Origin of the sequence: Salinisphaera sp. SPP-AMP-43 (assembly GCF_049568105.1) — a bacterium.
Lineage (GTDB): Bacteria > Pseudomonadota > Gammaproteobacteria > Nevskiales > Salinisphaeraceae > Salinisphaera.
In genome coordinates this window covers 3,216,331-3,240,950 of the sequence record NZ_CP145335.1, presented here as the reverse complement: position 1 = coordinate 3,240,950, position 24,620 = coordinate 3,216,331, and the positions used below count along the sequence as shown (strand labels likewise).

The 24,620-nt window shown below is 63.1% G+C and carries 19 protein-coding genes; 13 read left to right on the top strand and 6 right to left on the bottom strand.

Annotated elements, in window-relative coordinates; translation table 11 throughout:
• The first annotated feature begins 72 nt into the window (after positions 1-72).
• The 4 genes from V5738_RS13850 (at position 73) to lpxC (ending at position 4,443) form a co-directional block, all read left to right on the top strand.
• Positions 73-810, top strand: coding sequence for a cell division protein FtsQ/DivIB (locus V5738_RS13850; RefSeq protein WP_423821400.1), 738 nt, complete (start codon positions 73-75; stop codon positions 808-810).
• On the top strand, positions 807-2,045 hold the full coding sequence (gene ftsA / locus V5738_RS13845) for a cell division protein FtsA (protein ID WP_423821399.1): 1,239 nt from the start codon (positions 807-809) through the stop codon (positions 2,043-2,045). The genes V5738_RS13850 and ftsA overlap by 4 nt, the downstream gene beginning before the upstream one ends.
• A 97-nt stretch (positions 2,046-2,142) precedes the next feature.
• Positions 2,143-3,294 (top strand): cell division protein FtsZ, encoded by a 1,152-nt coding sequence (ftsZ, locus tag V5738_RS13840; RefSeq protein WP_423821398.1) that lies wholly within the window; start codon positions 2,143-2,145, stop codon positions 3,292-3,294.
• 225 nt (positions 3,295-3,519) lie between these two features.
• A complete protein-coding gene (gene lpxC, locus V5738_RS13835; RefSeq protein ID WP_423821397.1) occupies positions 3,520-4,443 on the top strand; it encodes a UDP-3-O-acyl-N-acetylglucosamine deacetylase in 924 nt (307 codons plus the stop codon).
• 220 nt (positions 4,444-4,663) lie between these two features.
• Here the strand turns inward: lpxC and V5738_RS13830 are convergent, their stop codons facing one another.
• From V5738_RS13830 to V5738_RS13815, 4 genes are read right to left on the bottom strand one after another with little or no spacing between them, the layout of a single operon-like run.
• Positions 4,664-5,614 carry a hypothetical protein gene (locus V5738_RS13830; RefSeq protein ID WP_423821396.1) on the bottom strand — a complete coding sequence of 317 codons (951 nt, stop codon included), beginning with the start codon at positions 5,612-5,614 and terminating at the stop codon, positions 4,664-4,666.
• 5 nt (positions 5,615-5,619) lie between these two features.
• Positions 5,620-6,648, bottom strand: coding sequence for a diacylglycerol kinase family protein (locus V5738_RS13825; RefSeq protein WP_423821395.1), 1,029 nt, complete (start codon positions 6,646-6,648; stop codon positions 5,620-5,622).
• Positions 6,649-6,678: 30 nt separating this feature from the next.
• Entirely contained in the window at positions 6,679-7,485 is an 807-nt protein-coding gene (locus tag V5738_RS13820) for a nucleotidyltransferase family protein (RefSeq protein WP_423821394.1), read from the bottom strand.
• Positions 7,482-8,630, bottom strand: a complete 1,149-nt coding sequence (locus V5738_RS13815) for an N-acetyltransferase (protein WP_423821393.1) — start codon at positions 8,628-8,630, stop codon at positions 7,482-7,484. Before V5738_RS13815 ends, V5738_RS13820 begins: the two co-directional genes overlap by 4 nt.
• Before the next feature lie 1,122 nt (positions 8,631-9,752).
• Here V5738_RS13815 and V5738_RS13810 point away from each other — a divergent pair.
• The 9 genes from V5738_RS13810 (at position 9,753) to V5738_RS13770 (ending at position 22,249) form a co-directional block, all read left to right on the top strand.
• Complete coding sequence (locus V5738_RS13810; protein WP_423821392.1) at positions 9,753-11,537, top strand: fatty acyl-AMP ligase; 1,785 nt, start codon at positions 9,753-9,755, stop codon at positions 11,535-11,537.
• A gap of 6 nt (positions 11,538-11,543) precedes the next feature.
• Positions 11,544-13,943, top strand: a complete 2,400-nt coding sequence (gene spt, locus V5738_RS13805) for a serine palmitoyltransferase (protein ID WP_423821391.1) — start codon at positions 11,544-11,546, stop codon at positions 13,941-13,943.
• 163 nt (positions 13,944-14,106) lie between these two features.
• Positions 14,107-14,871 carry an SDR family NAD(P)-dependent oxidoreductase gene (locus V5738_RS13800; RefSeq protein WP_423821390.1) on the top strand — a complete coding sequence of 255 codons (765 nt, stop codon included), beginning with the start codon at positions 14,107-14,109 and terminating at the stop codon, positions 14,869-14,871.
• Positions 14,872-14,910: 39 nt separating this feature from the next.
• Positions 14,911-15,672, top strand: a complete 762-nt coding sequence (locus V5738_RS13795) for an aspartyl/asparaginyl beta-hydroxylase domain-containing protein (protein WP_423821389.1) — start codon at positions 14,911-14,913, stop codon at positions 15,670-15,672.
• 71 nt (positions 15,673-15,743) lie between these two features.
• Positions 15,744-16,679, top strand: coding sequence for a lysophospholipid acyltransferase family protein (locus tag V5738_RS13790; RefSeq protein ID WP_423821388.1), 936 nt, complete (start codon positions 15,744-15,746; stop codon positions 16,677-16,679).
• Positions 16,680-16,809: 130 nt separating this feature from the next.
• The gene (locus V5738_RS13785; protein WP_423821386.1) at positions 16,810-19,239 is read left to right on the top strand and encodes an ELM1/GtrOC1 family putative glycosyltransferase; all 2,430 of its coding nucleotides are present in this window, start codon (positions 16,810-16,812) and stop codon (positions 19,237-19,239) included.
• Between the two features lie 3 nt (positions 19,240-19,242).
• Entirely contained in the window at positions 19,243-20,451 is a 1,209-nt protein-coding gene (locus tag V5738_RS13780; protein ID WP_423821385.1) for a mitochondrial fission ELM1 family protein, read from the top strand.
• A 60-nt stretch (positions 20,452-20,511) separates the two neighbouring features.
• Positions 20,512-21,234: a hypothetical protein gene (locus tag V5738_RS13775; protein WP_423821384.1), complete on the top strand. Its 723-nt coding sequence runs from the start codon at positions 20,512-20,514 to the stop codon at positions 21,232-21,234.
• Positions 21,227-22,249: a sulfotransferase family protein gene (locus tag V5738_RS13770; protein ID WP_423821383.1), complete on the top strand. Its 1,023-nt coding sequence runs from the start codon at positions 21,227-21,229 to the stop codon at positions 22,247-22,249. The genes V5738_RS13775 and V5738_RS13770 overlap by 8 nt, the downstream gene beginning before the upstream one ends.
• Here V5738_RS13770 and V5738_RS13765 read toward each other — a convergent pair.
• Both V5738_RS13765 and V5738_RS13760 read right to left on the bottom strand, forming a co-directional pair.
• Positions 22,236-23,441, bottom strand: coding sequence for a glycosyltransferase (locus V5738_RS13765; protein ID WP_423821381.1), 1,206 nt, complete (start codon positions 23,439-23,441; stop codon positions 22,236-22,238). The two genes, V5738_RS13770 and V5738_RS13765, sit on opposite strands and share 14 nt — an antisense overlap.
• A gap of 146 nt (positions 23,442-23,587) precedes the next feature.
• A complete protein-coding gene (locus V5738_RS13760) occupies positions 23,588-24,604 on the bottom strand; it encodes a glycosyltransferase family 2 protein (RefSeq protein WP_423821380.1) in 1,017 nt (338 codons plus the stop codon).
• Between the last annotated feature and the right edge of the window lie 16 nt (positions 24,605-24,620).

Genomic DNA, 24,620 nt, shown 5'->3' with positions numbered 1-24,620 from the left:
GCATGGACGGCACGCGGCGCCTGGCGTTCGCGACACAAGCGTTGTGACCAACGCGGTACGAGGAGACACAACATGAGCTGGTTCAATTCGCGGCGCCTGCGCGACGGCGTCATGGGGGCGGTTGTGCTGCTGGGCGTGGCCGCCTGTACCTGGCAGGGCATCAAGCCGGATAACGCCGGGCCGCGACGTCTGTATATCAGTGGTCAGTCGGCGCATGTTTCGGACCAAAAGATCGCCCAGATCGCGGCGCCGTATCTGAAGGCTTCTTTTTTCGATGTCGATATCAAAGCCCTGAGCGACGATCTGGCCCACCAGCCGTGGCTGACTGACGTGAGCGTATCGCGTCACTGGCCGGACGGGGTGGTCGTACATATCGTTGATCACAAACCGGTCGCCTACTGGGGCGAACACGGGGTGCTCGCAGACGACGGTCAAATCTTCAAACCGGAAAAACGCCCCAAGGGGTTGATCGCATTGGATGGCCCTCGAGAAAACAGTGCAAAAGTCTATGCACAATATCGGCGTCTATCCGGTATCCTCGCCGGTCATGGTGTACATCTTGCGTCGCTGAAATTGAACGAACGCGGAAATTGGCAGGCCCATCTGGATAACGGGCTCGAATTACGACTTGGCCGTCACCAGCTCGCCGAACGTATGCAACGGTTTGTAAGCTATGCGCTGGCGCGGCCCCAGGCACGCCGAGCACTGACCGAGGCCGGCTATGTCGATCTGCGTTATAGCGATGGTTTTGCCGTTGGCGGCACCCGCCAAGAGACCCCTTCGGCGAGTCATGAGGAGTCTGTGGGATGAGCAAACGGCCCGAGCGCAATCTGATCGTCGGCCTGGATATCGGGACCTCCAAGGTGGCCTGCATCGTGGCCGAGTCCAACGACGGCGGATTGGAGATCATCGGCCTTGGCAGCGCGCCGTCGAAAGGCATGAAAAAAGGCATGGTGGTCAATATCGAGTCGACCACCGACTCGATTCGACGTGCTGTGGAGGAAGCCGAACTGATGTCCGGCTGCCGCATTCAGTCGGTGCATTGCGGCATTTCGGGTGCTCATGTTCGATCGTTGAACTCGCACGGCATCGTTGCGGTGCGCAACAAGGAAGTGACCGAGTCGGATATCGAGCGCGTGATCGATGCGGCCTGTGCGGTCGCGATCCCGGCCGATCAGAAGATCCTGCATGTGCTGCCACAGGAGTTCGCGGTCGACGACAACGAAGGCATTCAGGAGCCGGTCGGCATGTCGGGCGTGCGTTTGGAAGCCAAGGTGCACATCGTCACCGGGGCGGTGACCTCGGCACACAATATCCAGAAGTGCGTGGCGCGTTGCGGCCTGGAAGTGTCCAAGCTGTCGTTGGAACAGCTGGCGTCCAGCTATGCCGTACTCACTGATGATGAAAAGGATCTGGGGGTGGCCCTAGTCGATATCGGCGGGGGGACGTCCGACATCGCCGTGTTCGTCAACGGTTCGATCCGGCATACCGCGGTCATCCCGATTGCCGGCGACCAGGTCACGAACGATATTGCGGTGGCGCTACGTACGCCCACCCAGCACGCGGAGCAGATCAAGATCCGCTATGGCTGTGCGCTGCCGGAGCTGATCACCGACGACGACGCGATCGAGGTGCCGAGCGTGGGCGAACGGCCCCCGCGGCGTCTATCGCGCTATACGCTGGCGGAGGTCATCAAACCCCGCTACGAAGAATTGTTCATGCTCATCCATAAGGAGCTGGTACGGTCCGGATTCGAGGATCTACTGGCCGGCGGCGTAGTCATCACCGGTGGCTCGTCGAAGATGGAGGGGCTGACCGACCTCGCCGAAGAGGTCTTTCACATGTCGGTACGGCTGGGGACCCCGCAGAAGGTCCAAGGCCTATCCGACGTGGTGCGTAATCCGATCCATGCCACCGGTGTGGGGCTTCTGGAATTCGGTCATCGCACACAACCGAAAAGCGGCGGTATGGATCTGTCGCAATCGGACAACGGTTTTGCCCAGATCTGGGAACGGATGAAAGCCTGGTTCCAGGGCAATTTCTAGGTAGTTATTCAACGAATAGTTTAGGGGCGATCGTCCGAGGCGCGAGGAACGCAACGATTTTCCGAAAGGAAAAGCACGGCAACGCAAGAGGTGCAAGATGCCAGAAGTATTTGAATTCGCGGATCAGACAAACACTCAACAGGCCGTCATCAAGGTCATCGGCGTCGGTGGCGGTGGCGGCAATACCGTCAATCAGATGGTGGCCGGCGGCATCACCGGCGTCGATTTCATCTGTGCCAACACCGATGCGCAGCATCTGGAACGTTGTGATGCGGACGTTCTGGTACAGCTGGGCATGAACGTCACGCGCGGACTCGGCGCCGGGGCCGATCCGGCCGTGGGGCGCCAGGCTGCCGAAGAAGACCGGGATCGGATTCGCGAGTCCATCGAAGGCGCAGACATGTTGTTCATCACCGCCGGTATGGGCGGCGGTACCGGCACCGGGGCCGCGCCCGTCGTCGCCGAGATTGCCCGCGAGATGGATATCCTGACGCTGGCCGTAGTCACCAAGCCCTTTCCTTTCGAGCGTGGCAAGCGCATGGAAGTGGCTCAGAAGGGCATCGACGAACTCGGCCAGTATGTCGATTCGCTGATCGTGATTCCGAACGAGAAGCTGCTGACCGCGCTTGGCAAGTCGATCACCTTGAAGAACGCGTTCCAGGCAGCGAACAACGTGCTGCACAATGCCGTGCAGGGTATCTCCGACCTGATCACCCGTCCGGGTACCATGAACGTGGATTTCGCCGACGTGCGTCGCATCATGAGTGTGCAGGGTATGGCCATGATGGGCCGCGCCTCGGCCAAGGGCGAGGACCGCGCCCGCGAGGCCGCCGAAGCCGCGCTGGCCTCTCCGCTGCTGGACGACCTATCGTTGCACGGCGCCCAGGGGCTGCTGGTCAACGTGACCGGCGACGAAAACCTCGGGATCCACGAATTCCAGATCGTCAACGAAGTCGTGGCCGAAATGGGTGGCGACAACGCCGAAGTCATCATCGGTATGGCCGAGGATCCGGACAGCGGCGACGAAATCACCGTTACCGTGGTCGCCACCGGGCTGGGTCAGCAGCAGGTGGAGCGGGAAAAGCCCCAGGCGGTTAAGCGCGATGCCGCCGGGCAAATGCGCTACGAGGATCTCGATCGGCCGACCGTGATTCGCCAGTCGCCGCGCCAACAGAACGGCCGCGAAAACACGGCGGTCGATATGGATTACTTCGACGTGCCGGCCTTTCTGCGAAACCAAGCCGACTAGCACCCGTCGTCCTTGCGTTGCCTGACCCCCTGGCCGCCTGCGGGCGGCGGGGGGGCGATCAGTGTTATGCTGACCGGCTTTTTAGCACGAGCCGATTGCGAAACAGTGGATTAAGTCAAAGTTCATGCACTGCTTCTATACTAAAGTAGTAATATAAGAACTATGTGTGACGGGCTGATGACGTGACGTCTGGCCTATGCACCCAAGCTGCCAGGGAAGACGCCCATGCTACGACAGCGTACGCTCAAAAACCCGATCCGTGCGACCGGGGTTGGCCTGCATACGGGCCAGAAAGTCTATATGACATTGCGTCCTGCAGCTGCTGATCAAGGCATTGTCTTTCGTCGTACCGATCTCGACACACCGGTTGATGTGGCCGCTGACGCGTTTGCGGTCGGGGACACAACACTGGCGACCACGCTGATCAATAAGCAAGGCGTGCGAGTTAAAACAGTCGAGCATTTGTTGTCGGCCATGGCAGGGCTAGGTATCGATAATGCCATCGTTGAACTGTCGACCGATGAGTTGCCCATCATGGATGGCAGTGCCGGACCTTTCGTATTCCTGATCCAGTCTGCCGGAATCCAAGAGCTTAACGCAGCCAAGCGTTTCATTCGCGTAAAACGCCCGGTCCAAGTGACCGATGGCGACAAGTGGGCGCGTTTTGAACCGTTCGATGGCTTCAAGGTCAGCTTCGCGATCGATTTCGACCACCCGGCGTTCGCCGAAGAGACCCAGTCGGCGACCGTGGATTTCTCAACCACCTCGTTCGTACGCGAAGTCAGTCGGGCACGGACCTTTGGTTTCATGCGGGATATCGAGTATCTGCGCTCGAACAATCTCGCCCGCGGCGGCTCGATGGACAATGCCGTCGTGCTCGACGACTATCGCGTGCTCAACGCCGATGGTCTGCGTTATGACAACGAGTTCGTCCGCCACAAGATTCTGGATGCGATCGGCGATCTGTACCTGCTGGGCTGCGGCTTGGTCGGCAGTTATTCCGGCTACAAATCGGGTCATGCGCTAAACAACAAGCTGGTGCGGGCGCTCCTGGAACAGCAGCGTGCCTTTGAAGAAATCACCTTTGAAGACAGCGATTCGCTGCCGATTTCCTATATCAACGCGCGTCCGGCCGTAGCTGCAGCCTGAGTCGGTCGTGGCGAGCCGGTACCTGCCGGCTTTTAAGAGCAGCGGAAATTTGGGTCGAAGCCGAGAGCTCGACGAATCCCCGTAGACTTTGGTTTGTCGGATCGGCCGTCTGCTCGCCGGGCCAAAACGCTACGGCGTTGGCTCCGGGCGGTGCGTGCCAACCAGGGCAAAGCCGCTGCTGTGCTCGGATCTCGCTGCACCAAGCGGCTATGAATTCGGGCTAGCGCAGCACCCCCTGACGATAGAGCCGCCAGAGTACCGGCCAGGCATAAATCAGCGGGTAACGCCGCAATCGGGGGGTGACTTCGATCGCAACGCCAGTGTGGCGTTCCAGTTTCCAGGCGCCGTAATCCACGGCGTTGTCGAAAGTGAAACAAGCCTTGGCCAAGCGCAGGATCGATACACCGCGGCCGAGCGGCCGACGCCCCTGCCAACGTCGTTGGGCGCTTTTGACTTGCTCGTCGCTGGGCATCCAGGCCAGCTCGCCTTCGGCATCGATTTCGGTAGCAAACGCCAGGCTCGAGCGCGCGGCATGGAGGCGCCGGGCATATTCCGGCCGATCATGATCGGCCAGGCTCATGCCGCGTTGGCCCGATTCGGTTCGGAGTTCGCCGCCATAGCTTAAAGCCAGCGCGTAGCCGAAAGCCTCGGCCGGCTTTGCCGGCGGATTCAAAACCGGCAGGCTTTCGTTGAGCAGGGTCACGACCGCCTGCCCGCAACAGCGGCGCAGCGCCTGCCGGGTTGGCTCATCGGCGGCATCCGCGATCGCCATTGGTTGGGCAAAGCGCCCCCAGAGGCTGGATAGGCGGCCATGCGTCACACCGTGCTGCAGATCGGCAAGGCTGATCAGGGCATACTTGCAGCGTAGGCGGCCGGCGCTGGCCTCGCGCTCGAGATAATAGACGTTGGGTGGCAGAAGTCGGTTGGCCATTGCGCTCAACCGGTGTCGATGCGCGTTGCGGTAGCGATCCACCACCACATAGAAATCAACTAAGCCATCGTAGGGATCGCCGGAGCGCAGACAGGAACCATAATAGACAATGCCGCGGACGGATTGGCCGTGTCGCTCGTGGATCGCGGTGATCAGCGGCGCCAGTGCCGTGGCCTGGTCGGTTTCGCAGCGCCCGGCGATGGTCTCGAGTTCAGCGGGCGGAATAAAAGCGCAAGACATGCCGTTCACAGGCTTAGAAAACGGACGGCCCCGGCGATCGACAGCCGCACCGGGCCGTCCTCGGGGCAGCTGCGATAGAACTCGCCGTCGACGATGAAGCCGTCGTCGAAATCCAGGCTCAGAGTGTGGCTGTTATGGCTGATATACCCGGCCGAAGGCTGATTCGGAAGATAGCGGCCCCAGCCACGAGCCACCAGCGGCCAGCGTAGGCCGAAGCGCGGTGCGTTCTGGCTGATCGCGGTCCAGGCGATCGGGGCGGTTTCGCGGCCCCAGAACGGATGAAAACGAAGCACGAGACGGTTGAGCGTCGAGGCGGCCAGCAACAGGGTCTGATCGTCGGTCGCATGGCCATGATCATCGCGCAGACGCAGTCGAATGGAAGAGAACTGGCGTCGATCGCCGGTGACGATCGATTTCAGAAAACGGGCGAAAGTCAGGCTTGGACCGGTTTCGCCGCGCAGGCCCATGCCATGCAGATGCTGCTGGGTATATTGGACGGCATGATGGATCGCGCCGGCACCAAAGAACATGCCGCAGAACGGGGGTTGGCTATCCGAGGCCTGGATCCGCAGCACTTCGCGCTCGACGATCAGCGCCGCGGGGTCGTTACCGGCCTGTTCGGCCCAGGCACAGAGCGGCTGCCAGCCGCGGCGACGAACATCGACGAAGCCGACATCGTTCGCGGTCATGTTGGTGCTGCCAGTCGGCACCAGCGCCACGATCGGCGGGCGTCCGAAATGCCTCGCCAAGAGCAGGTGGCCGAGTACACACTGCACCGTACCGTCACCGCCGGCCACGGCCAGGACTTCGACGTTCTGCGCAGCCAGTTCGATCACGGCCCGTTCGATTTCGTCGGGCGTGTTGGCTTCGACGGCCGGTACATGCTCCGGCAGCGGGTGCCGCCCCCAGCGCCGGCGATGCCGGCCGCTCTGGGTGTTGTAGATCAGGCCCAGCCGCTGGGAGGCGGATATACTGACGGCCGCCGGCGAGTGTTCCGGCGCGGCCTTGGGTGATCGGGCTTGGGAAGGATCCATTAATAGAGTCTGTTACTGCAGTGTTTCGGTTCAGCGCGCCGCGCGAAGAATGGCCTCGACTTGGCGCAGATCGGCGATTGAGTCAACATCGACGGCCGCTCGCGGATCGTCCAGCAGCACCGGCACGGCGTTCAGGTCATGACGACGGGATAGGCGATCAAAGGCCCCGTCCAGGCTCAGGCGCCGCAGTGCGTAACGTGCCAGCGCGGCCCAGCCCAGCATGCCGGCCACTACGCGTGCAGGATGCTTGCGCTGGGTTTCGACCCGGCGCCAGCGCTCGACCAGGCGTCGCCCGCGCGGGGTGTGTAGCGCGAACAGGTTGCAGCCGCAATACCCTTCGCCGCCAAAGCGAATGGCCGTTCGGCGGCTGTCTGGAAAGGCGTCGCGTACGAGGGCATAGTCGACCAGCCCAACGCTGAGATCGACCCCGGGGCGCGCGCGGCACATGGCAGCGATCATTTCGGTATCGAGCAGGGCATGATCCGCGGTCGTAATCAGGGCCGGCCGGTCGGCGCCCAGTGCCGACAAGCCGGCCAGGGCGCTGGCTACCGGCGATGGTTCGGGCGCGATCCAGCGTACGCCGCGCTGCTCGAGCAAGGCCGCCAATTCCGGATTATCGGCAACGATGTCGGCACTCGGTCCGACCACGCAGCAGTCCGCTATGGCTTCGGACCGGCTCAGGGCATCCAGCACCCGGGCGAGTAAGGGTTGGCCGGCGACATCGGCCATGGCTTTGCAGCGCGCGCCGCCGGCTTGTGCGACCGGATCATCCGGCCCCCGATCGCCCGCGAGCACGATCACGCCCCAGTTCGCGTGTGTTGACTCGGTTTCGCTCACAATGTCTTCTGATAGATCCGGTAGGTCTTGTAGGGATAGGCGCCCAGCCGCTCGATGATATCGCGCATGCCTTTGTTGCCCTCCAGAATCCAGGACAGTTCGCAGCTGGCCATTCCGTATTTGCGCAGATTCGTCTGGAGCGCAGCAATCACGCCAAAAGCCAGGGCTGCGCCAAGCGGGCCATCCTGATACGCCGTGCGAACCCCCATCAGTGGTACCCGGCTCGACTCGGGGCTGCGCAGCTTGAGCCGCCAGATCAGCTTGGCCAAGCCCAGCGGCGACAGGCGGCCGTTGAGATCACGGGCGGCTTCGTTGAGATTGGGCAGCCCAACGATAAAAGCTGCGGGCTGGCCATCAACCTCGGCAATCTGGACCAGGTCATCGGCGATCAGCAGCTTGAGCGTATTGCCCATATCCTGAAATTCGGCCTCGGTGAACGGTACGAACCCCCAGTTGTTCGACCAAGCGTCGTTGAAGATGTCGCGTAGAGTCTCGAGTTCTTCGGCATAGCGTGAGCGGTCGATCGGGCGGATCTGCATACGCGGGGCATAGCGCTCAAGCAGGCGCCGCATGGGCGCCGGATGCGCGAAGTCGAGGTCGATCCAGTAGGCCAGCATATCGACGGCCTTGTCGTAACCTTCGGATTCGACACGGGGGGCGTAGTACTCACGGCCATGGGGCATCATCATCATCGGGGGCGTGTCGAAGCCCTCGATCAGGATTCCGCACTCCTCATTGATGGTCAGATTGAACGGCCCGTGCACAGCCTGCATACCGCGTTCGGCCAGCCACGATTCGGCAGTGGTCAACAGCCCGGCGAATATGGCCGGGTCGTCGAAAGCCTCAAGCATGCCGAAATAGCCGACATGGTCACCGTGCTCGGTCTGGCGCAGACGATCGATCTGCGCGGTAATGCGCCCGACCGGGGCATCGCCACGCCAGGCGAGCCAGGCCTGCCACTCGAGGTGCTCGAATGCCGGGTTCTGCTTTTCCGATAAATGCATGCGTCGCTCGAGATGGAGCGGGGCGCGCCACTCGGCGCGCTCGGCATAGATTGCATGCGGCAGCCGAATGAACTGTTTGAGATCGCGAGTCGATTCGACTGGCGTGATCTGGATCGGATGGGTCGGTTGGGCTGTAGCCATTAGGTTTCCCGGTCGGTCTCGCGCGGGCAATATACGCCACACTCAGGTCTAGCGACCAACCCGAGCTAGGGCAGGCAGCGCAGCGGCGATCCGGATCGGCTAGAGCCTCGGCGCCCGGGCCGGTCGCTGGTCAGGCGTGCGAGTCTGCGCCAAGCGTTTTTTAAATGACGATGGATCGTCGGATTTAAGATAAGACAAGCAAAGGCGCCCGCCGCGTCGTTGCGCGACATCAGCGAACGACAATGCAGCATGGCCGCACTCGCGTGTCATGGGAGACGGTCCTGCGCGCCGGGCAGCGCGCGAGGAGCGGCTGCTCACGCAGCGCTTGAGTCTTGCCCAGGTGATGGCCATGTCTGAACTCGGGCGGTATGGCTTGTCGGCGCAGCAATAACGTCACGTTGCGGACGAGGGCGCAGATCGGGCTCGCCGGGCGCTCGGACAACGGCTCGGAGCGTGGCGTCGAAATGCGGCCAGAACATATCGGCTGATCGGCGCTTTTTGACGGGTAATAGGCGAGTCCGTGGGCTTGGCATGCGAGCCTACGCCGAACGGCTACCGAACTCGGACCTTGGCAGCATCCTGTGACAACACAGTTTTACTTGGACCCAGCATATGCCGAGTTGCCATGCCCGGGGCGTGAGCGAGAAGTGGCTTGCGCGGTGGTTCGCGCCTGGGCCGGCTGCCCTAACGTCAAGCCCATCTTTTTTTAGCCCGATCTTAACGAAATGCACACGTATTTTCTGGCATGATCCGCGCCGATAAGCCCGCCGGCTTGATCAAACCCCTGGCTTCGCTTTTGCTTATAAACGCTTTGCGGCCTATGTTCGCTATGCCCGCGAGCGCTTTGCTTAGTGCAATAGGCGTTAGTTTGCAGTAGGATTTCAGGATTGATGGCACGTGCAGCAACGATCGATTGGGGATTGGGCCCGGCGGGTTCGAATGAATTGCGATCTTTGATGGTGAGCGGATCGGCCGATCCCGCGCACGGCGGGGTGTGGCCTCGGCGTAAAGCCACTGGGTTAGCCTATCGGCAAGCACTGTTTGTGCTTCATCAAACTCGCCGTATGAAAACGCCACTGACGGTTGTGGATGCCCACGTTCGTTCAGAAAACAGGTAAATCGATGAACAAGCCAACGCCCACAGACCACTGGCTATCGATGCGTCGGGCCGACTTTGCCACCTTGGGCGAGGCGCTCGACTACGCGGGCGAGGGTGAAACAGGTTTCAACTTCTACACTGGACGCGGCGCGCTGTCCGCTGTGCTCAGTTACGCTGACCTGCGCCAGCGCGCGCGCGATGTCGCGCAGCGACTGATGAGCCTCAACCTGGGTGAAGGCGCCCGGGTGGCATTGGTTGCCGACACCGTGCCGGGGTTCATGGTCTGTTTCTTCGCCTGCCAGTATGCCGGCTATGTGCCGGTGCCATTACCGGTCATCGTTGGTCTGGGCAGTCGTGACGCCTATACGCGCCAGCTGCGCTCGCTTCTGATGGGCTGCTCGGCCGATGTGGCCTTGGCGCCCGAGCCGTTCATGAGCTTTCTGGATTCGGCGGCCGAAGACCTGAGCCTGTCGTATCTGGGCAGCTACGAATCGCTGGACGAACTGCCACGTGCCGAGGCCGAATGGCCGGCTCAGGATGTCACCCGCACGGCCTATCTGCAGTACACCTCGGGCAGCACCCAGTTCCCACGCGGTGTCGTGATCTCGCAGGCGCAGGTCATGCAGAACCTGTCCAGCATCCTCGAGCTGGGGGTGCAGATGCGCGACGACGACCGATTGGTGTCCTGGCTGCCGCTGTACCACGATATGGGCTTGGTTGGCTTCATGCTCGCGGCGCTAACCTCCCAGCGCTCGGTCGATTACCTGGCGACCCGCGATTTCGCTATGCGCCCGCGGCAATGGCTGTCCTTGATCAGCAACAACCGTGGCACGATCTCGTTCAGCCCCTCGTTCGGCTATGAATTGTGCGCGCGCCGGATCCGCCACAACGCCGACGATTTCGATCTGTCGAGCTGGCGTATTGCCGGGGCCGGGGCTGAAACCATTCGCGCGGATTCGCTCAACCGTTTTGCTGACACCCTAGCGCCAGCAAGCTTCGATCGCCGTGCCTTCGTGGCCTGCTACGGCATGGCCGAATGCTCGTTGGCGATCAGTTTCGCCCCGATTGGCCAAGGGCTCGTGATCGATACAATCGATGCCGAGACGTTGGCCGAGCAGGGCCAGGCACGCCCGGCTGAAGACGACGATACAGACCGTGTCGCCCGTTTCGTTGAATGCGGGGTCGTGCTGCCCGAGTACGATTTCGAAATCCGGGACGACGACGGCCAGAATCTGGCCGAGCGCCAGGTTGGCCACGTCCATGTGCGTGGGCCGAGCGTCATGTCCGGCTATTTCGAGCGTCCAGACGAAACGGCCCGCGTATTGTCCGAGGATGGCTGGTTGAACACAGGCGATCTGGGCTATCGCATTGGTCGGCGTATCGTCATCACCGGGCGAGCCAAGGATCTGTTGATCGTCAATGGCCGGAATATTTGGCCCCAGGATCTGGAGTGGCTGGCTGAAGCCCAGCCAGAGCTGCGTCCGGGCGACGCACTGGCCTTTGCCGCACCTTCGGAGTCCGGCAGTGACGGTGCAGTACTCGTTATTCAGTGTCGAGTGCGCGACCCTGAGGCCCGCCAGGAACTGATCAGCCGTCTCGAGGGGCTGGTGCGCCGCGAATGCGGGGTCGAATGCCTGGTCGAGGCCGTCGCACCCCATACGCTGCCGCGTACGTCTTCAGGCAAGCTCTCTCGTGCCGGCGCGCGTCGCGACTATATCGAACGCTTGGCCGAGCGTTTGCAGGCCCGCCAGTCGGGCGAAGTCGCCGCGACGCCGCGTGTTGTCGAAAGCGACCGCGAAGCCGGCTAGAGCATTATGGCCGTTGTCGCACTGACGGGCGCCACCGGCTTCATCGGGCGCGCTACGGCGTCGACCCTGGTGGCCGCTGGGCATCAGGTCCGAGCTCTGGTGCGCTCCGCGGAAGCTGCGGGCACCATGCGAGCACTCGGCGCTGTGCCGGTGCGGGGCGATCTCGCCCAGCCCGAGCGTCTCCATGAACTCGTGCGCGGGGCGGATGCTGTCGTGCACTGTGCAGGCTGCGTGCGTGGGGCCAGCTACGCCGACTTCGAAACAGTCAACGTCGACGGCAGCGCCCATGTGTTTGGGGCTGCGCGCCAGGCGGGCTGTCCGGTGCTGGCATTGTCGTCGCTGGCAGCGCGTCAGCCCGAACTGTCCGACTACGCGTTGAGCAAGCGGGCGATGGAATGCCTGCTGACCGACGCGGACGCGCCGACACCAGCCTTGGTGCTGCGCCCGCCAGCTGTCTACGGTCCCGGCGACCGTGAGATCGCGCCGTTGTTCGAGGCCATGGGGCGGGGCGTGGCGCCGATTCCGGGGCGGGCCCGGGCGCGGCTGTCGTTGCTTCACGTACAGGACCTGGCCGAGGCGATCACGGCTTGGGTGAACGGCGGCGCTTGTGCGGCAGGCGTATACGAGATCCATGATGGCCATGAAGGCGGTTATCGCTGGGCCGATATCGTCGCGGTTGCAGCCCGGCTGCGTGGCGCGCCGATCCGGCGCGTTCCGGTACCCCGCCTGGCCCTGGCGGCCACGGCGAGCCTGAACGCTCGTTTGGCGCGTGTGTTCGGGTATGCGCCGATGCTCACTCCGGGCAAACTGCGCGAGCTGCGCTATCCTGACTGGGTAGCCGACAATCGCGGCGTCAGTCAGGCGCTGGACTGGCAGCCCCGGATCGGGCTGGACAGGGGATTGCAAACCACCTGTGACTGGGCCGCGGGCGCCGCACCGGCCGGGTCAGCCAACGGAATTCAATATGAGCAGTCGCTACGACGAAATCTACGCCCATCTTCGCGAGTTGCTCGCGCCGTACGTTCCCGCCGAGAGCACGATCGAACCATCGACACGGCTGGTGGACGATCTGGGTCTGGACTCGGTTCAGGTCATGGAAGTGCTTATGGAGTTGGAGGATCGTCTGGACACGTCGATTCCGATGAACTCCCTGCCGGACGTAGAAACGATGAACGATCTGGTCAAGGCGATGGACGAGGCGGTCACCGCCTAAGTCTGTTCGACAAGTTCGATCCGATCGCCAAGGTGCGCGGCGAAATCGAAGCTTCGGGCATCGATCCGCTGGGTGTACCGATCGAGCGGGTGATCTCGGCAACCGAAGGCGTCATCGGTGGCCGGCGTACCATTCTGGCTGGCACCAATAATTATCTTGGCCTGACGTTCGACGAGACCTGCGTGGAAGCTGCGGTCGCGGCCGTGCGCCAGCACGGTACGGGGACGACCGGCTCGCGCATGGCCAACGGTTCCTACGATGGCCACATGGCGCTGGAAGCCGAATTGGCGGCGTTCTATGGCGTGGGCCACTGCGTGGTGTTCTCGACCGGCTATCAAGCGAATCTGGGTATGTTGGCAGCACTCGCCGGCCCGCGCGATACGGTGATGCTGGATGCCGACTGCCATGCCAGCATTTACGACGGTCTGAAACTCGGCGGCGCCAAGACCCTGCTGTTCAAGCACAATGATCCGGCCGATCTGGATAAACGCCTGGGCCGGCTAGGCGAAACCGCCAGCCAGACGCTGGTCGTGGTCGAAGGCATCTATAGCATGCTCGGCGACACCGCGCCGCTGGCCGATCTGGTCGCGGTAGTGCAAAAGCATGGCGCGGCCATCATGGTCGACGAGGCCCATTCGATGGGCATCGTGGGCCGCTATGGCCGTGGTGTGGTCGAGGCTGCCGGGGTGCTCGACGACGTCGATTTCATCGTCGGCACCTTCAGCAAGAGTCTGGGGGCGGCCGGTGGTTTCTGCGTCAGCCGGCATGCCGAGCTGGATATGATCCGTTATGCCAGCCGGCCTTATATCTTCACTGCTTCGCCGGTGCCTTCGGTGATCGCCTCGGTGCGTGCCGCTTTGGTACGCCTGCGCGACGATCGTAGCCTGCGCGAGCGGATCTGGCGCAACGCACAACGTCTGCATCGGGGCTTGAAACGCGAGGGTTTCGTACTAGGTGCCGAGCCCGGGCCGGTCGTTGCGGCGATCTTCGAATCGCGTGATACGGCGTTGCATTTCTGGCAGGGACTGTTGGAACGAGGCGTCTACGTCAATCTGATGCTGCCGCCAGCCACGCCGGGCGGGAAATGCCTAGTACGTGCCAGCCTGAGCGCGGCTCATACGCCCGAGCAGATTGATCACATCATTGCGGCGTTTGCCGAACTGGGCGCGCCGCGCGCGGTCAGCCACGGATAGTGGTTCAGAAACTGCAGGTTGGTCAGCCTGCGCCCTATGAGCGTGATCGCGGGCAATGGATCACGATGTCGAACAGAGGCGGTCGGGGCCGGTCGATCAGGCCCGACGGGCCAAGCGATGCGGCTGATCGTAGGCCGGGCACACGCTGTCTGGAGCTCTGGCGATGAACCTACGAGCAGCGCCAGAGGTCACATTGATCACCGGCGCTTCTTCGGGCATCGGGTATTACCTGGCTCAGCAGCTGGCGGCTCAGGGCGATGCGGTGGCGGTTCTCGCGCGGCGAGGGGCTGAACTCGAAGCCTTGGTCCAAGACATTCGTGACCAGGGTGGACGAGCCATGGCGGTGGTGGCCGACGTCACCGACCGTAGCGCCCTGGCCCAGGCGGTGGCCGAGGTCGTGGCCGAATTCGGCCCGGTGACCCGATTGGTCGCCAACGCGGGCGGGGGGCGCCCAACCCATGTCGCGAGCTACGATGCCGCCGAGATCGAGAATACGATCCGGCTGAATCTGATTGGCGTGGCCAATGCCATCGGGGCCGTGCTGCCGATGATGCGCGAGGCGGGCCGGGGCCATCTCGTGGCGATGGGCAGTCTGGCCGCCGTTCGCGGTGTGCCAACCGGAGCGGCCTATTCGGCGGCCAAGTCTGGCGTGGCCAACTTCATGGAGAGTCTGGCTATCGATCTGATCGATACCGGCATCGATGTCACCCTGCTCGAACCTGGTTTCGTAGCCAAGCCGGGCAAGCCACCGCGCTGGCCTCGGATGCCCATGGACGTGGCCACGCAGCGCATGACGCGCGCGATCGTGGCCAGGCGGGTCCGCTGGCGGGGTCCGGCCAGCCTGACAGTTGCCGCCGCGCTGTTGAGGTTGCTACCTTACCGTGTTTACGGTCGACTGCTGGCCGGCCGTGGGCGACCCGCCGATTGACAGCACCAGCATGTATTCGACTTCAACAACGAGGCTCCTATGAGCGCTGAATCGGCCGGCCCTTCGGGCTTTCGACGCAAAACCGTCAAACGGTTCGGCAAAAAACTGTTCCGTGGCACGCTGATGGATTTTCTGTCGGCCCAGTCGAAGATCCCGGACCAGCCGGTGCTCGATAACGCACTGTTCCCCTGGGCCGAAACGGTTCGTGCCGAATGGCCGACCATGCGTGACGAGCTCGATGATCTGCTCGAGCGTCGTAATCAGTTGCCCAGCTTCCAGGAGATCAGTCCCGACCAGTCGCGTATTTCCACCGACGATCAGTGGAAGACCTTCATGCTCTATGCCTTCGGCACGCGCATGGATTTTGGCTGCTCGCTGTGCCCGCGCACGGCGGCCATGCTCGATTCGATTCCCGGGCTGTCGAACGCGTTTTTCTCGATTCTCGGCCCGGGCAAGCATATCCCGCGGCACCGCGGCGTGACCAAGGGACTGGTGCGCTGTCACATCGGGCTACGCGTGCCCAATTCGCCCGAACCCTGTCTGATCCAGGTCGATGATGTCGATTGTCACTGGGAAGAGGGCGGCATGTTCTTTTTCGACGATACCTATCCCCACGAGGTATGGAACCAGACCGACGAACAGCGTGCGGTGCTGCTGTTCGATATCGAGCGGCCGATGGGTATGCCCGGCAAGGTGGTTTCGCGGGCCATGATTGCAGCCCTCAAGCGCACGGCTTATTTTCGCGATGCGCTCGCCAACCAGCGCGCCTGGGAGGAACGCTACCGCGCAGCTATGGGCTGAGACAGTTCGTGCGCCGTAACGGCGCGGCGTAGATACACCGGTACAATAAGAATAATTGGCGAGGGGTGATCATGGCGCGTTTCTATTTTTCAAAGCGGCGCAGCCACGAGGTCGCAGTGTGGCAGCGCCAGATCGTATGGCGGCTCGAGGCCGCGGCGATTGGGCTGTTGATCGGATTCTTGCGTGTGCTGCCTCTGCGGGCTGCTTTTACCTGCGGTGGGTGGATCGGCGAAATCGTGAGGCGTTTCTCGCCTCGGGTTGATAAGGTCCGGCGCAATCTGCGGGTGGTGTTCCCCAAGGCTAGTCGGCAACGGCTTGAACGGATGACGCGCGCCTCGTTTGCCAATATCGGCGTCGCTATGGCCGAGTTGGCGAATCTGGACCGGATTTGGCGCCGGCGCGATCAGTTGGTCGAGTTCAACCTGATGCCCGGGGCCCATACGCCCGGGCCAGAGCGGCCGACCGTATTCGTGACCGCGCATATCGGCCCCTGGCAGCTCACGCCGCTGGTAAGCCGTCATTATAATTTCACGCTGCCGGTGATTTATGCACCGGAGCAAAATCCTTATGTCGATCGCCAGCTCAACCGTCTGCGACAGACCTTCGATAATCCACTGGTCTCACGCGACGGCGGCATGCGCATGCTCATGAGCTCGCTCAATCGCGGCGAATCGATCGGCATGACCGTCGATACGCGGCTGGATAGCGGCGAGGCCGTGCCATTTTTCGGTTATCCGGCGATGACCAATACCGCGCCAGCGCGTCTGGCGCTGCGCTACGACTGCGATCTGGTCCCGGTATTGGCCGAGCGTCTACCCAACGGACGTTTCCGGGTGAATATTCACCCGCCGATCGTGTCCGACCCCGAAGCCGATCGCGATACCCGCGCTTTGGATATGAGCCGTCAGATCAACGAGCTGTTCGAAACCGTGATCGTGCGTAACCCGGATCAGTGGCTTTGTCTGAAACGGCGCTGGCCGAAAAACATCTATCGCCAGCATGCCTGACGGGCGGTCGGCATAGCGCTGGTGGTGCGCGCAGCCGTGGATTGTCGCCACGAGGATGAAACATCCTCACGCATCGGGCTCGGCTGTTCCATAATAGAGGCCTGAATCAGGCATAGGGGAGGCTGCGGCAGTGGCTATTCGAACCAAGCGGGTGATCTCGACGTTTTTGGCTGGCGATCTGCGTCATGCCGAATCGACGCAGACGCGAACTCTGTGTTTGTCGTTGCCGCCCAAGCCGGATGTCACGCCCAGCGATAAACCGCCGGTGCGTATTTTCTTGGGGACCGAAGCGGTCCAGTTTCGCGCCGAACGTACTTTCATCTGGTCGGTAGAACGGGTGCGCGATCCGGCACGGGCCTACGAAATCCACCTGATGAAAGATTTCGTCGGCTTCGAACGCCGTCTCTGGCTGACCGGCTTCACCAATTATCGTTTTACCATCCCCGAACTGGCTGGCGGCAAGGGCCGGGCGATCTACAACGACACCGACCAGATCTACCTGCGCGATCCGGCCGAGCTGTTCGACCTTGATATGGGCGAGGCCGGGGTGCTGTCGATCAACGACCGCGATACGTCAGTGATGCTCATCGACTGCGCCAAGATGGTCGATTTATGGAATGGGCGCACGGCACGGACCGTGGGCAATCGCGAACTGGAAAAACGCATGCGCGAGGCGGGGCTCTGGGGCGACCTGGACGATGGCTGGAACGCGCGCGATGCCGAGTACGTGCCCAGCCAGTCACATCTGGTGCATTACACCACTATCCATAGCCAGCCTTGGCGGCCGACGCCCCAGGATTTCGTCTATCGCGATAACCCGGCCGGCGAGCTCTGGGTCAGTATCGAGCGCGAGGCCGATGCGGCCGGCTTCCAAGTATTCGGCCCCCGCCATCCGACACCGGATTTCGCTGCGCGCGCCTCGGGACGGCGTTTCGAGCGGCCGTCGCCGCGCCGGCTGGTCGATTTCAAACGCCTGATTGCCGATGCCGAAGCCAATACCGTAGCCTATTACGGCTACGACCTGGTCGAGAATCTGGGCGGATTGAGCCAGATCCCGAATCAGGTCGATCGGCCGGAGGCGCTGGCCGATGGCGCCGAGCGCGAGCCGGTGGATGTCGTGCTCGCCGATGGCTTGGCCCAGCTCCCCGATCCGGATGTGGCCTGGGTACTGGATGCCCTGTTCGCTCAGGCGCGCCGTGCGGTCGCGGTCGCGGTCACCGTCGACGACAGCGCCCATCGCAGCACGCCGGCCGATGAAATCTGGTGGTATCAGCAGCTCGAGGCTGCCGGTCGTCGGACGCCGACACGACACTGGCGCTTGGTCGTGCGCAAACCACGCCTAGGACGGGCGCCCAAGACCTGGCGTTGGTCGGGTGGTGCGCTGCTCAACAGCCGGCCAACCGTCTGGGCCTTACTACACTACAAGACCGGCCACCGTAGCCAGACGCTGGGCCTGGCCGAAGCGCTGGGCTGGTCGACCGTACCCAAAGACATCCTACGTGCGCCATGGCGCTACGGTGTGGCCATGTGCCGAGATGCGCTCGGCGCCGGCAGTCCGATGTGGCCCGGGGAGTTGCGGGCCCCATGGCCCGATGTGGTCGTGGCCTCGGGCTGGCTGCCGGCCGTCGCCGCGCGTGCGATCCAAAGCCGCAGCTACGGTAGTACGCGGCTGGTGTTGATGGGCCGGCGTGGCGGCCGGGTCGGCGAGACCCAGGATATCGCTGTGGTCTGCCAACACTTCGACTTGCCGCCGAATCCACGCCAGATCGAGACCGTGCTGCCGCCGAACAAGGTGGATGCCGAACAACTCGCAGCTGCGGCCGACCAATGGCCCAATCTGTTTGCCGAGGGCAATGGCCCGAACGTGGTATGGCTGGTCGGCGGCGATAATGCCCAGCATGTCCTGGATGCCGAGACTGCCGATCGGCTTGCCTGCTGCATCGATCGTCAGGTCAGCCAGGCGAACGGGGAGTTGGCGATCCTGACCAGTCGCCGGACCCGTAACCAGGCGACTGAAGCAATTCAGGCGGCGATCGGGCCGAATTCGCGCTTTGTCGCCTGGCCGAGCGCGGGCGGTACGGCTAATCCCTATCTCGGTTATTTGGCCAGCGCCGATATTATCGTGGTGACCGGCGAGAGCGAATCGATGATCGCCGAGGCCGTAGCGACCGGCAAACCGGTCTACATCGCCCCCTTGCCAGAGGCGAACCCGAATCTGCGCCGCCGGGTGGCAGACTGGGTGGTCACCCAGGCCAGCCACGATCGCTTCAACGCACGGGGCTCACGCCGGCCGCAGGAAGGCCTGCAATATTGCTGCGCGCGGCTGATCGAACGTCGAATCTTCGCGCCGCGTCGCAATATGGCCGCGCTGCACGAAGAGCTGGTCGATTATGGGGTGGTCCGCATGCTGGGCGATACGTTGCAGACCTGGCGGCCCCCGGCCTGGCATGAAACCGAATGGCTGGCCCAGCGCATCCGGGCCATGCTGCGCCTGCCCGATGCCGAAGGCCGGACCGTCGATACCAATGCCAGCCCGATCGCGGCCGTACGCGCCGGCTAGTCGATGACGACTGCAGGCAAGGCGCCGGTCGGGGGCGCACAGTTCGGGGCTGGGCTGAACGACTCGGCATCGAGTGAACAGGGCGCCGGTGGCTCGGATGGCGTACACATCGATACCGAATCCCCAGAACAGGTGTTGCCGGCCGGTGATGCGGCGCCAGACACAGACGCGCGCGATGCGGCGACTAATACGCCTCAGGCGCTGCCGCGGGTTTGGGTCCTACTGGGCGAGGGCGCCGGCGGGAATGCTCAGATGATTGCCCTGGCTGACGCGTTGGGCTGGCCATATGAAACCCGGCAGCTGTCGTGGAATGCGCTTAATCATCTGCCCAATCCAGTGCTGGGCGCGCATGCATTCACTCTGGACCGGCAAGCTGATCAACTGGCCCCCCCGTGGCCGGATTTGGTGATCGCGGCCTCGCGACGTTCGGCGCCGATCGCGCGCTGGATCAAAAAGCGCTCCGGCGGACGAACCCGGCTCGTGCATCTGCTGCATGCCCAGATGCCGCTGCACCATTTCGATCTGGTCGTCACTCTGGATCAGTTCCGTGTCCCGGAGGCCCCTAACGTACAGCGCAATGTCTTGCCGTTGAACGTGATTGCCGAAGATCAACAGGCGACGGCCGCGGCCCGGTTCGGTCAGCGCCTGGCCGGGCTGCCGCGGCCGTGGATCGCGGTCATGGTCGGCGGCGACAGTTCCAGCTATACGTTCGATGCCGAGACCGCCGCGCGGCTGGGCGCCCAGGCCAATGCGGCTGCGCATGCGGCCGGCGGCAGCCTGCTGGTCTCGACCAGCCCGAGAACGCCGCAGGCTGCCGCCGAGGCGCTGGCGGCGGCGATCGATGCGCCGGCCGATATCTATCGCTGGCGGCCGCACGATCTCGACAATCCCTATGCCGCCTATCTCGCGCTGGCGGATCGCTTCATCGTGACCGCCGACAGTGCGTCTTTGCCGGCCGAGGCTGCGGCGACCGGGCGCCCCGTGACGCTATTCGAGTGGGCGCCCGACAAGAATGTGCGGCGGCCGAGCGGTCTGCTGGCCGCGCTCCACCGCCGTCTGGTGTATGCCGGTTGGCTCAAGCCGCGGCGCGATTTTTCGGCTTTTCACGAGCGGTTGCGCGCCACCGGCCTGGTCGATGCCGACCCGCCGGCCCGCCCGCCGGCCGATATGGCCACCACCGTGGCCCGTATCCGGGCGCTGTTCGCCGATTGAATGCATATCGGCGCGCCCTTATTCTTGCCCCACTATCACCACTTGGCGTGAGCGAGTGCGATGCCATATCTTGACTTCGACCGGCTGGAAGCAATCGAAACCAGCCGTTTCCAGAATGCCTATCCCTATCCGTGGATGAACCCCGCCGGGCTACTGACCGACGAGGCCTACCAGCGGCTCTACGAGACGCTGCCCACGGTCGATCAAATGGTGCCGAATTTCGGTGTGAAGCGATCGCACGGCCAGAAGCCGCACGATCGCTATGCACTGGAATACGATGAAAGTCTGGATATCGATCCAGCCTGGCACGAGTTCGTCGGCGAGCTGCAAAGCGATCGCTATCATGCGTTCATCAAGCGCATGTTCGGCCGCGGCCGGTTCCAGCTGAACTTCCACTGGCACTACGCGCCGACCGGCAGTTCGGTGTCGCCGCACTGCGACGCTACGCGCAAGCTCGGTTCGCATATCTTCTATTTTAGCCCGCCGGAAGACTGGAGCCCGGACTGGGGCGGCGATACGGTCATCCTCGACGACCACGGTCAGTTCAGTCGCAAGTCGGCCCCTGACTTCGAAGATTTCGACAATGCTTTCGAGGGCGAGAGCGTCGGCAACTACAGCTTGCTGTTCCAGCGTATGGAGCGCTCCTGGCATGGCGTGCGCGAGATCACCTGTCCGGAAGGTATGTACCGCAAGGTTTTCATCGTCGTGATCAATGATCGCCTGCGGGCCGGCATACGCCGTCTTAAAGGGCGGTTGGCCGGTGAAGCACGGCGCGATGTTTGACGAGACCGCCACTCCGGTAGAAGCCGCTGTTTCGACGGCTTCTGCGGCGCCCGAGACCAAGCGCTCAACCGTCATTCCGGTGCTGGGAGCCGGGCGCAGCGGCACCAGCGCGATTACCCGCGGTCTAGAAGCGCTCGGCGTGGATCTGGGCCACAACCTGCGCAGCGGCAGCGGCAAGAATCCGACCGGTTTTTTCGAAGACAACGATGTGCTGGCGATCAGCAAGCAGCTCAAGCGTGCGCTGGATATTCGCGGGCACAGTGTACGGCTGCTCGACGATGCCGAGTTCGAAACGCCGCGCATTAAGCAGATCCAGGCCCAGGCGATCAAAACCCTGGGTCAACGCTTCGGCGATACGCCGCTGTGGGGGTATAAATACTCCCGCACCCTGCGCACCATGCCGTTCTGGGCCGGGATCCATGACGCGCTGAATTTGGATGTGCGCTATCTGATCGCGCTGCGCAATCCAATGAGCGTGGCCCGCTCGCGTGGCAAGATCAATCCGCAGCGCGGACGTCAGGTCTGGTCGGACATGGAATGGCTGGTCAACGTGGTGCCGTATTTTCATCGGCTGGCGGGGCGGCCGTGCGCGGTGGTCGATTTCGACCGCCTGATGGCCGACCCACGCGGCCAGCTGTTGCGCGTGGCTCGCGATCTCGATCTGCCGGTTGGCCCGGCCGAACAGGCCGGTATCGACGAATACGCCGAGCAGTTTCTCGTGCAGGGCAAGCCCAGCACGCGTTTTTCTCGCGACGATCTGATCGCCGATCCTTGGGTCAATCGCTGGACTGCCGAAGGCTATGCGCTGCTCGACGAGGTTGCCGCGGACGATCTGAGCCTGGACTCACCGGCGTTTGTCGAGCGCTGGGCCGGGGTCGAAGCCGGGGTCCGCGATCTCGGTCCATTCTTGGCCGAGTTCGACCATCTGCGGACTACCCGGGTGCGCGCTGGCTGGAATCCCGCCAGCCCGATCCGGGAGATGCAGCAGGTTTGGCGCGATCTCAAGGCGAAGTAGCACCGAATAGTCGCTCCAGGTAACCGCTGGCCGCGGCGTCCACGGAAAACGTCTGTGCGCGCTGGCGCAGAGCTGCACGATCACAGGGCGTATCCAGGGTCGTCGTGATCGCCTCGGCCATGGCCGCAACATCACCGACGGCGACCAGCTGACCCAGGCGGCCGTGCTCGAGGATCTCGGCCGAGCCGCCCGGCGCGTCGGTGGCGACCACCGGGCAGCCGCAGGCTAGGGCCTGGATCAGAACGCCTGGCAAGCCCTCCCAGCGCGATGGCAGCACGAACACATCCGCCTTGGCCATATGAGCGAATGGCGGATCGATCCAGCCGGGTAAATCGACATCGGTGGCCACGCCCAGCTCCTCGGCCAGCTTATGCAGCTCGGGTTGCAATGGGCCATCACCGATCAGGATCAGACGTACCGGGCGCAGGCGCCGAACCCGGGCGAATGCGCGCATTAGCGTGACGGGGTCTTTCTGTGCCACCAGTCGTCCGACCCCGAGAACGACCGGCGGGCCGGCCTCATCTAGCCAGGGATGGGCGCTGTCGCGCGCCGCTGCGGCATACAGCCGATCATCGACCACCGGGTTCACGATCGGCGTGATGGTCGCGCGGGGCAGGCCGGTACAACAGGCCAGATCGTCGGCGACCGCGCTTGATACAGCCACGATCGCATCGGCATGGCGATAGGTCGTGCCCACCAAGGCAGGTGCATGGCGCCAGCGTAACCGTGCTGCCTGCGGGTTGGCGAAATGCGACAGCATGTTGCGCTCGGAGACCAGCAGTCGACCGTCGATACCGGCGAGCCGATAGGCCCAAACCGCAACCAGATTGCACTGGGTCATGGCCGAAACCAGCCCGGCCGGGCGGCATTCGAGCAGATAATCGCGCAGCGCGGCGAGATAGCGCAGTTTCGACCAGGTGCTGATCGGCCATAGTATGGTCGGGCCGAGCCGGCGCCAGGCCTTGGGGTCGGCTCGCAACGCAAGAATACGCCCAATCAGCGGGGCAGAGGCACGCAACACGATCACGTTCACGCCCGATGCGCGGTGCCGTTCGGCGATCTCTGGATCGCCGCGGCAGACCACCAGATCGACTTGGTAACCGCGTGCGGCCCAGGCGATCGCCAGGTTGCTCATCGAGTTCTGGATGCCGCCACCGCTGAGGGCCGAAGTAAACAGCGCGAGTCGGGTCATCGTCGGGAATGCCAAGTCATACCGGAGCAAGCCTAGCCGATCAGGATTCGTCACGTGTCACATTACCGTTTCGCCACCTCAGGTGTCTTTTCGGTGAGCTCGGGACGCCGTCGAGTTCGAGCGCCGGATAAGCGGCCCGAAAGCGCTCAAGCTCCGGGGCGCAGTCGGGTTTGGAGTTCGGCGCGCAGCCCGGGCGCGATCGTGCTGCGTAGCGGCGAGGTCATGCAGCGGGCGAGCGCTCGGCCACGACCGATGCGCTGGCGCGCGAACCAGCAGCTTTTGATCCAGAACAGTCCGAGTACGCGCGAAAAAGCGGGCTCCGGGTACATCGCTCGACACGTATTCTCTTGGCGCAGCCGTTCGAACCAGGTCTCGGCCCAGTCCAAAAACGCATGATCAGGAGCGAAATCTTCTTTGTGCATTCGGCGCAGGGTGTAGTGGCGCTCGAGGTCTTCGGGCGTATAGGCCACGCCGAGACGCTCGAGTTGCGCAGCGAATACGGCCAATCGCCACTGTTTGGCCTCCGGCCAGTGTTCGTCGCTGCTCTGGGCATCGTGGCGGCGCCGTTCGACCAGCACTTCACGCAGCGCCGCGAGCCGGTAATCGTTGTTGATGCGGGCCCAGAGCTCGTAATCCGAGCCGAGACGAAAATCCTCGCGATGCGGATAGGCCTGTAGAATCTCGGTACGGGCCGTGGCGGTCGAGTTTTCGATACTCGAGCGAAACAGTCGTTCGGCGGCGATTTGATCGGGGTCGGCAGCTTTACGCTTGGTCTTGCCGCGGCTTTGACCGTCGGCGTCGATCCAGCGGATCCAGCTGCCGACTGCGGCATGGTCCGGGTGCGCATCTAGAAAAGCGATCTGTTTTTGTAGCCGCGTGGGCAGGGCGCGATCATCGCTGTCGAGAAATGCCAGATAGCGGCCGTTCGCGGCCTCGATACCGCGGTTGCGGCTGGCGGCAATGCCTTGGTTATCAGGGTTTTTAATCAGGCGCAGACGTGGATCGGCATAGCCTTCAATGATTTGCTGGCTGCCGTCGGTCGAGCCGTCGTCGACCAGAATCAACTCCAGGTCGCGGACCGTCTGGGCAAGAATGCTGTCGATCGCGGCGCCGATGAAGCGGGCGCGGTTGTAGACAGGAATGACAACGCTGATCTGGACCATGGCGGCTCGCGGGTCG

Excerpts from the sequence above, each read along its gene's own strand:
- V5738_RS13850 (WP_423821400.1), top strand. The coding sequence starts at position 73 with ATGAGCTGGTTCAATTCGCGGCGCCTGCGCGACGGCGTCATGGGGGCG.
- ftsA (WP_423821399.1), top strand. The coding sequence starts at position 807 with ATGAGCAAACGGCCCGAGCGCAATCTGATCGTCGGCCTGGATATCGGG.
- ftsZ (WP_423821398.1), top strand. The coding sequence starts at position 2,143 with ATGCCAGAAGTATTTGAATTCGCGGATCAGACAAACACTCAACAGGCC.
- lpxC (WP_423821397.1), top strand. The coding sequence starts at position 3,520 with ATGCTACGACAGCGTACGCTCAAAAACCCGATCCGTGCGACCGGGGTT.
- V5738_RS13830 (WP_423821396.1), bottom strand. The coding sequence starts at position 5,614 with ATGTCTTGCGCTTTTATTCCGCCCGCTGAACTCGAGACCATCGCCGGG.
- V5738_RS13825 (WP_423821395.1), bottom strand. The coding sequence starts at position 6,648 with ATGGATCCTTCCCAAGCCCGATCACCCAAGGCCGCGCCGGAACACTCG.
- V5738_RS13815 (WP_423821393.1), bottom strand. The coding sequence starts at position 8,630 with ATGGCTACAGCCCAACCGACCCATCCGATCCAGATCACGCCAGTCGAA.
- V5738_RS13810 (WP_423821392.1), top strand. The coding sequence starts at position 9,753 with ATGAACAAGCCAACGCCCACAGACCACTGGCTATCGATGCGTCGGGCC.
- spt (WP_423821391.1), top strand. The coding sequence starts at position 11,544 with ATGGCCGTTGTCGCACTGACGGGCGCCACCGGCTTCATCGGGCGCGCT.
- V5738_RS13800 (WP_423821390.1), top strand. The coding sequence starts at position 14,107 with ATGAACCTACGAGCAGCGCCAGAGGTCACATTGATCACCGGCGCTTCT.
- V5738_RS13795 (WP_423821389.1), top strand. The coding sequence starts at position 14,911 with ATGAGCGCTGAATCGGCCGGCCCTTCGGGCTTTCGACGCAAAACCGTC.
- V5738_RS13790 (WP_423821388.1), top strand. The coding sequence starts at position 15,744 with ATGGCGCGTTTCTATTTTTCAAAGCGGCGCAGCCACGAGGTCGCAGTG.
- V5738_RS13780 (WP_423821385.1), top strand. The coding sequence starts at position 19,243 with ATGACGACTGCAGGCAAGGCGCCGGTCGGGGGCGCACAGTTCGGGGCT.
- V5738_RS13775 (WP_423821384.1), top strand. The coding sequence starts at position 20,512 with ATGCCATATCTTGACTTCGACCGGCTGGAAGCAATCGAAACCAGCCGT.
- V5738_RS13770 (WP_423821383.1), top strand. The coding sequence starts at position 21,227 with ATGTTTGACGAGACCGCCACTCCGGTAGAAGCCGCTGTTTCGACGGCT.
- V5738_RS13765 (WP_423821381.1), bottom strand. The coding sequence starts at position 23,441 with ATGACCCGACTCGCGCTGTTTACTTCGGCCCTCAGCGGTGGCGGCATC.
- V5738_RS13760 (WP_423821380.1), bottom strand. The coding sequence starts at position 24,604 with ATGGTCCAGATCAGCGTTGTCATTCCTGTCTACAACCGCGCCCGCTTC.